Source organism: Porphyromonas asaccharolytica DSM 20707, from assembly GCF_000212375.1.
Classification (GTDB): Bacteria; Bacteroidota; Bacteroidia; order Bacteroidales; family Porphyromonadaceae; genus Porphyromonas; species Porphyromonas asaccharolytica.
Genome location: NC_015501.1, coordinates 2,179,331 through 2,186,370 on the forward strand (window position 1 = coordinate 2,179,331; position 7,040 = coordinate 2,186,370).

At 51.5% G+C, this 7,040-nt stretch carries 5 protein-coding genes; 2 read left to right on the forward strand and 3 right to left on the reverse strand.

Annotated elements, in window-relative coordinates:
* Positions 1 to 51: 51 nt before the first annotated feature.
* From kbl to PORAS_RS08565, 3 genes are all read right to left on the reverse strand, one after another.
* Entirely contained in the window at positions 52 to 1,242 is a 1,191-nt protein-coding gene (gene kbl, locus PORAS_RS08555) for a glycine C-acetyltransferase (RefSeq protein ID WP_004331072.1), read from the reverse strand.
* 65 nt (positions 1,243 to 1,307) lie between these two features.
* Positions 1,308 to 1,739, reverse strand: coding sequence for a DUF5606 family protein (locus PORAS_RS08560; RefSeq protein ID WP_004331076.1), 432 nt, complete (start codon positions 1,737 to 1,739; stop codon positions 1,308 to 1,310).
* Positions 1,740 to 1,991: 252 nt separating this feature from the next.
* Positions 1,992 to 3,110 carry an Ig-like domain-containing protein gene (locus PORAS_RS08565; RefSeq protein ID WP_013760946.1) on the reverse strand — a complete coding sequence of 373 codons (1,119 nt, stop codon included), beginning with the start codon at positions 3,108 to 3,110 and terminating at the stop codon, positions 1,992 to 1,994.
* A 595-nt stretch (positions 3,111 to 3,705) separates the two neighbouring features.
* On the opposite strand from PORAS_RS08565, the gene glyA reads away from it, so the two are divergent.
* On the forward strand, positions 3,706 to 4,986 hold the full coding sequence (glyA, locus tag PORAS_RS08570; RefSeq protein ID WP_004331089.1) for a serine hydroxymethyltransferase: 1,281 nt from the start codon (positions 3,706 to 3,708) through the stop codon (positions 4,984 to 4,986).
* Positions 4,987 to 5,174: 188 nt separating this feature from the next.
* Positions 5,175 to 6,818, forward strand: a complete 1,644-nt coding sequence (locus PORAS_RS08575) for a fumarate hydratase (protein WP_169309396.1) — start codon at positions 5,175 to 5,177, stop codon at positions 6,816 to 6,818.
* Positions 6,819 to 7,040: the final 222 nt, after the last annotated feature.

Here is a 7,040-nt window from a genome sequence, read left to right on the forward strand (position 1 = left end):
GATAGCGTCTAGTCACCTTCGTTATTAGTTATGCTTTGCTGAGAGCTGCGATTACTTGATCACGCCCAGCTCCTTACCAATCTTGATAAAGGCAGCGATCGCCTTGTCGAGATGCTCGCGCTCATGAGCTGCTGAGAGCTGTACACGGATACGAGCCTCGCCCTTCGGAACGACTGGATAGTAGAAGCCAGTTACATAGATACCCTCCTCGAGAAGACGAGCAGCGTAGCGCTGAGATAGAGGAGCGTCGTAGAGCATCACCGCACAGATAGCGCTCTGTGTAGGCTTGATGTCAAAGCCAGCTGCGAGCATCTTATCGCGGAAGTAGTTGACATTATCCATCAGCTTCGTGTGTAGTGAGTCATCCTCCTCCAGCATCTTGAAGACCTCGATACCAGCGCCGACCACTGCGGGGGGCAGTGAGTTAGAGAAGAGATAAGGTCTAGAGCGCTGACGTAGTATCTCGACGATCTCCTTAGGACCAGCTGTAAAGCCACCGACAGCACCACCGAATGCCTTACCGAGCGTACCCGTGTGGATATCGATACGATCGAAGCAGTCGAAAGCCTCAGCGACACCACGACCCGTCTTACCGACTACACCAGCCGAGTGGCACTCATCGACCATTACGAGAGCGTCATACTTGTCAGCGAGATCGCAGATCTTGTCCATAGGAGCTACGTTGCCATCCATACTGAAGACACCGTCCGTGACGATGATGCGGAAGCGCTGCTCCTGAGCCTCCTGAAGGCACTTCTCTAGCTCCTCCATATTGGCGTTGGCGTAGCGATAACGCTTAGCCTTGCAGAGACGTACACCATCGATGATCGAGGCGTGGTTCAGTGAGTCGCTGATGATAGCGTCCTCTGGTCCAAAGAGCGGCTCGAAGACACCGCCGTTGGCATCAAAGCAAGCAGCATAGAGGATCGCGTCCTCCGTGTGGAAGTAGTGTGCGATAGCCTTCTCGAGCTGCTTGTGGATATCTTGCGTACCGCAGATGAAGCGTACGCTACTCATGCCGTATCCGTGCGAATCCATCATAGCCTTGGCAGCCTTGATGAGGCGAGGATTATCGGAGAGACCTAGATAGTTGTTAGCGCAGAAGTTCAAGACATCCTTGCCCCCCTCTACCTTGATAGCGGCCGTCTGAGGGGTGATGATAATGCGCTCCTCCTTGTAGAGACCCGCATCCTTAGTGTCTTGGATCTCCTTGGTGAGGAAGTTCTTCAGTTCTTTGTACATAATATTATGTGGTAAAGTTATTAGACAAGAGTCGGTGAGCCAAGTGTGGCTCAGGAGAGGGTTTATTACTCCTCTGTGGGAGCCTCCTCACTGGTCTCCTCAGGTGCAGGCTCGGAGAAGTCGGTATGTCCCGTCTCTACGAGGATATTGTACCAGCGAAAGATCTTCTTGATATCGTTGTCGTGGACACGCTGACGATCGTACTCGGGAAGTACCTCCGCAAAGAGGTCGAAGTAAGCCTCCTTGCCGCTGACTCCCTTGAGGTCAACTGGTTTGCCCTCGTACTTGTCGAGCAGCGTCTGCAAGATCTCTCGCAGAGGAGCCTCTTCAGTAGTCGTATAGATCGATATATCGCCTAGAGATACGACACGATCGGAGGCGTACGCAGGGATGCGACGCTTCGTCTCTAGATCCTCGACGATGATACTATTCTTAGTGTGCGTCAGGAGCTTAAAGAGTCCTGGCTTGCCTGAGATGGATAAGATTTCTTTGAGCATAAACTATATTATGTGGCGAAAGCCCCTAAGGCTCTCGTTATATCACCTGCAAAGATACCAAAATAGTATCGTATGGTGTGTACACAGATCACTCTTTAAATTCTGTAAGGCGAGTAACGATAGGGATTTGCACCACGTGCGTCCCTATGAGACTCATTTGTACGACGACGGACGCCCGATCTCGTGCGCCCGTCGTCCTTGTGAAGACCATCGACTCATGTCACAGTCCTTATTTAGCTAGCGTAGCCAGCACTATTCGCCCTCTGCAGGCTTGGTCTTAAAGTCGAAGTAAGCAGGATCAGTCGTCAGTCCTAGATCCTTATCCCATCCGAATAGCACTAAGACATAGTCTGTATTGGGTTTCAGACCAGCATTAGTCTCTTTATTGATCTGTAGCTCACCGACCTTGAAAGCATCTGGCATAGGATCCATCTGGTATTCGCTCTGCACTAGCTTGTAGCACATCATCTCCTTAGCGGGGATACCGTCTAGGACTTCGTTTCCAGGCTTCGGATTACGGTAAAAGTCTACATAGCGCTTGCTCTGTATAGAGTAGAAATAAGACTTCGTCATATCAGACGGACGAACCAATGCTGATATCCAAGAGTCGCTAGGTGTGAGGGCCTCGACATTGAAGGTGAAGTCCAGCATCGTACGAGGCTTCGTCTTCTGCTCGAGCTCAATGACCTTAGTCAGCTCGTAGCCGTCCTGATCCATACCATAGATTCTTACGACGATGGTGTGATCTGCCGGATAAGGATAGTCTGAGCCTGAGATCTCTCCTAGGTCAAACTCTTTCGTCCCCTTGAAGGACTCACGAGCCATAGTCGCTCTGTATGCCGCACTTCCGATTTCACCTCCAGAGACAGCCTTCCACCACTCACGATTGGCATTAGGCTGAGACTGTAGGTTGGCGAGGATGCGATCGTAACCCTCTCGCGTACCAGCGTTGACAGAGTAGAGCATTTCAGGATCTTTAGGCGTCACCTTAATGTAGATGTTAGTCGCCGTCACCCTAAGGATGTCTATGGCAAAGTCCCCTTTGGGAGCTGGCTCCTTGATCGTGATCTTGCACTGAGCAGAGACACCATCCACCTCAGCTAAGATAGTCGTCTCGCCCTTGGCAACAGCTGTGACCACACCCTTGTCAGAGACAGTCGCCAGCTCAGTATTGAGGCTACGGAAGGCGACTGGCTTGTTGAGGTTCGGTTGTTGTGTCACCTGTAGCTGTAAGCTCTCGCCGATGGTCATGGTAGCTTCAGCAGGTGTGATGACCAAGGTCTCGACCTTTTGCTCTACGGGATCATCATCACAACTGACGAGCGTCAGGAGCGGGAGAAGCAGTAGCAGATAGCAGATTGTTCTTTTCATACTGATGATTGAATTATTGGTTTATACTATAGTGTGTGATCAACTCTGTCGCGTGAGTTGCCTACAAATGTAACACAAAAAAAAACAACTTAGCGCCCACGCAACAAGCTTACCACCTCCACAAGTACACATCTCTAATCTCTAATCTCTAATCTCTAACTTCTAATCTCTAATCCGATCTCTACGTGGAAAATCTCAAATATCCACGTGGATATCTCTCATTCTCCACGTAGGGACGAAACGATTCCTCGGACATATCATTTGATTCCTCCGAAGTTTCATTTCTTCCCCACGTGGAGATTTTTTTATTTCCACGTGAGCATTCGAAAATCTCCACGTGGATATCCGCTCTTTCGAGCAATTTGTGTCCACCCCGTACAAACGGATCTGTGCCACATCCGAGCGTCCCTGCAAATCGTTACTCGTCTCATCGGGTTATCCGATTTACGAAGTTGAAAACTTCCGCAAAGATTGCCCTGACTCAGATATTATTGTTATCTTTGCGAGAGAATCGTGTGAGCCTCTGCTCGCGCTTGAGGGGTTAGGGGCTTCGCACACCTATGTATGACGACTAACTTATTTAATTTCACATAGAATGAAAAGAGACCAAGAGATCTTTGATCTGATCGAACAGGAGCATCAGCGCCAGCAAAAGGGCATCGAGCTGATCGCCTCTGAGAACTTTGTCAGCGACCAGGTCATGCAAGCTATGGGTAGCTGTATGACCAATAAGTACGCTGAGGGATACCCCGCCAAGCGTTACTACGGCGGATGTGAGGTAGTCGATAAGTCTGAGAACCTAGCTATAGAGCGTGTCAAGAAGCTCTTTGGTGCGGAGTATGCCAACGTGCAGCCTCACTCAGGTGCTCAAGCTAATATGGCTGTCCTCTTCACCTGCCTCAAGCCTGGTGACACCTTTATGGGACTAAACCTAGACCACGGTGGTCACCTCTCACACGGTTCGCCTGTCAATAGCTCTGGTATCCTCTACAATCCTATAGGCTACAATCTGAGCAAGGAGACCGGTACGGTAGACTATGACGAGATGGAGCAACTAGCTCGCCAGCACAAGCCTAAGCTCATCATCGCTGGTGGATCAGCTTACTGCCGCGAGTGGGACTATGCACGCTTCCGCAAGGTAGCCGATGAGATCGGCGCTATCTTTATGGTCGATATGGCTCACCCTGCCGGACTAATCGCTGCTGGGCTGCTCGACAACCCTGTCAAGTATGCTCACATCGTCACCTCTACAACCCACAAGACCCTACGTGGTCCTCGTGGTGGTATCATCCTCATGGGTAAGGACTTTGAGAATCCTTGGGGTCTCAAGACGCCTAAGGGTGTTGTCAAGATGATGTCTCAGCTGCTTAACTCGGCTGTCTTCCCAGGCATCCAGGGTGGTCCACTAGAGCATGTCATCGCTGCTAAGGCTGTCGCCTTTGGTGAGGCTCTCGATCCTTCATTTAAGGAGTATCAGAAGCAGGTGATGAAGAACGCTAAGGCTCTTGGCGAGGCTTTCATCAAGATGGGCTACAACTGTATCTCTGGCGGTACAGACAATCACTGCCTACTCATCGACCTACGCTCTAAGTACCCTGATCTAACGGGTAAGGTGGCTGAGAACGCACTCGTACGTGCTGACATCACGGTCAATAAGAACATGGTACCCTTTGACTCACGCTCTGCATTCCAGACTTCTGGTATCCGTGTGGGCACGCCCGCTATCACAACGCGTGGTGTCAAGGAGGACAAGATGCCATACATCGTCGAGCTCATAGACCGCGTACTACGTGATCCTGAGAACGAGGCTGAGATAGCTAAGGTACGTAAGGAGGTCAACGAGATGATGTCTCCACTACCTATCTTCGCTTGGTAAGATAAACTCAAAGAGGCATAGCCTCTTACAAACCTGATAGAGACTGAATGCAGGGGGACGCACGCTTAGACTTCTAAGGAGCAAGCCCTAGCACTCAGTCTCTTACTATTTTTCTCCTACCCTATTCGAGCCTATGACAAGCTATGTCACGAGGCTCTTTATACACACACTTAACTGACACAAGAGAGATGCCGACACCACCGTTTCAATACCAGCCGATGTTTCCCGTAGGAACCGATCGGACTGAGTACGAATTAATCACCTCTGACTACGTTCACACGGTCGACTGCAATGGTCACCAGATGCTCCAAGTCGAGCCAGAGGCACTACGCATACTTGCCGAGCGAGCTATGCACGATGTAGCCTTCTACCTACGCACTGCCCATCAGGAGCAGGTCGCATCGATACTGTCCGATCCTGAGGCTTCGGACAATGATAAGTTTGTCGCTCTCACCTTCCTCCGCAATGCTGAGGTGAGTGCTCTGGGGCAGCTCCCCTTCTGCCAAGACACGGGGACCGCCATCATTCTAGGTAAGAAGGGGCAAAACGTATGGACTGGTGCTTGCGATGAGGAGTACCTCTCTCACGGCGTCTACGACACCTACACACGCTACAACCTCCGATACTCGCAAAATGCACCCCTCGATATGTATCGTGAGGTCAATACGGGGTGCAACCTCCCCGCACAGATAGACCTTATGGCGACCGAGGGCGATGAGTATAAGTTCCTTTTTATCGCTAAGGGCGGTGGCTCTGCCAATAAGACTTACCTCTATCAGGAGACCAAAGCACTCCTCACGGAGGAGCGGCTCTTCCCCTTCCTGGTTGACAAGATGCGTTCGCTAGGTACTGCTGCTTGTCCTCCTTATCATATAGCTTTCGTCATAGGCGGCACCTCGGCCGAGGCAAACCTCAAGACGGTCAAGCTCGCCAGTGCTAAGTACTACGATGAACTCCCCACTGAAGGCAACGAACTGGGGCATGCTTTCCGTGATCTAGAGATGGAGCAGCGACTCCTTGAGGCGACTCACGAGATTGGTCTGGGAGCGCAGTTTGGCGGTAAGTACTTCGCCCACGATATCCGTGTAATCCGTATGCCACGTCACGGAGCTTCCTGTCCTGTCGGACTAGGAGTAAGCTGCTCCGCAGATCGCAACGTACGGGCTAAGATCAATAAGGAGGGGCTATGGATCGAGCGACTGGAGAAGCACCCCGCACGACTGATCCCCGAGGCTATGCGCCACGGCACCGAGGGCGAGGTCGTTAAGGTAGACCTCAACCGCCCAATGGATGAGATACGCAAGCAGCTGAGTCAGTACCCTGTCTCTACACGTCTCTCGCTCTCAGGCACCATCGTCGTGGGGCGTGACATAGCCCACGCTAAGCTCAAGGAGCGCCTCGATCGTGGTGAGGAGCTACCCCAATACATCAAGGATCACCCGATCTACTACGCTGGTCCCGCCAAGACGCCTGAGGGGATGCCTAGTGGTTCTTTTGGCCCCACGACGGCAGGACGTATGGATCCCTACGTAGATCTCTTCCAGAGCCATGGCGGTAGCCTCGTTATGATTGCCAAGGGCAACCGCAGTCAACAGGTTACCGACGCCTGCAAGGCGCATGGAGGCTTTTACCTCGGCAGCATCGGAGGCCCTGCAGCGATCTTAGCTCAGGAGAGCATCAAGCGTGTCGAGTGTCTGGAGTACCCCGAGCTGGGTATGGAGGCGATCTGGCGCATAGAGGTGGAGGACTTCCCCGCTTTCATCTTAGTCGATGACAAGGGCAACGACTTCTTTCAGCAGATCAGACAGTGTGCAGGCTGCCCCCGTGGCTAGACTCACACGATGCTGAGACTTGTCTGCCTCCACGAAGGCTCGGAAGACGGATACGCAGACTGCTGAGAGGATTATAAATATCGGAGTGATCGGAGTCACTAAAGACCCTGATCACTCCGTTTACGTACGATCTATCCGACACATCTGATCAGTTCAAAATCTGAAGCTGATATAACTTTACAGCTACAATGAAGAGCTATCTCATGACGCTACTCGTAACTT

Coding starts and splice junctions, on each gene's coding strand:
- PORAS_RS08565 (WP_013760946.1), bottom strand. CDS start 3,110: ATGAAAAGAACAATCTGCTATCTGCTACTGCTTCTCCCGCTCCTGACG.
- kbl (WP_004331072.1), bottom strand. CDS start 1,242: ATGTACAAAGAACTGAAGAACTTCCTCACCAAGGAGATCCAAGACACT.
- PORAS_RS08575 (WP_169309396.1), top strand. CDS start 5,175: ATGCCGACACCACCGTTTCAATACCAGCCGATGTTTCCCGTAGGAACC.
- glyA (WP_004331089.1), top strand. CDS start 3,706: ATGAAAAGAGACCAAGAGATCTTTGATCTGATCGAACAGGAGCATCAG.
- PORAS_RS08560 (WP_004331076.1), bottom strand. CDS start 1,739: ATGCTCAAAGAAATCTTATCCATCTCAGGCAAGCCAGGACTCTTTAAG.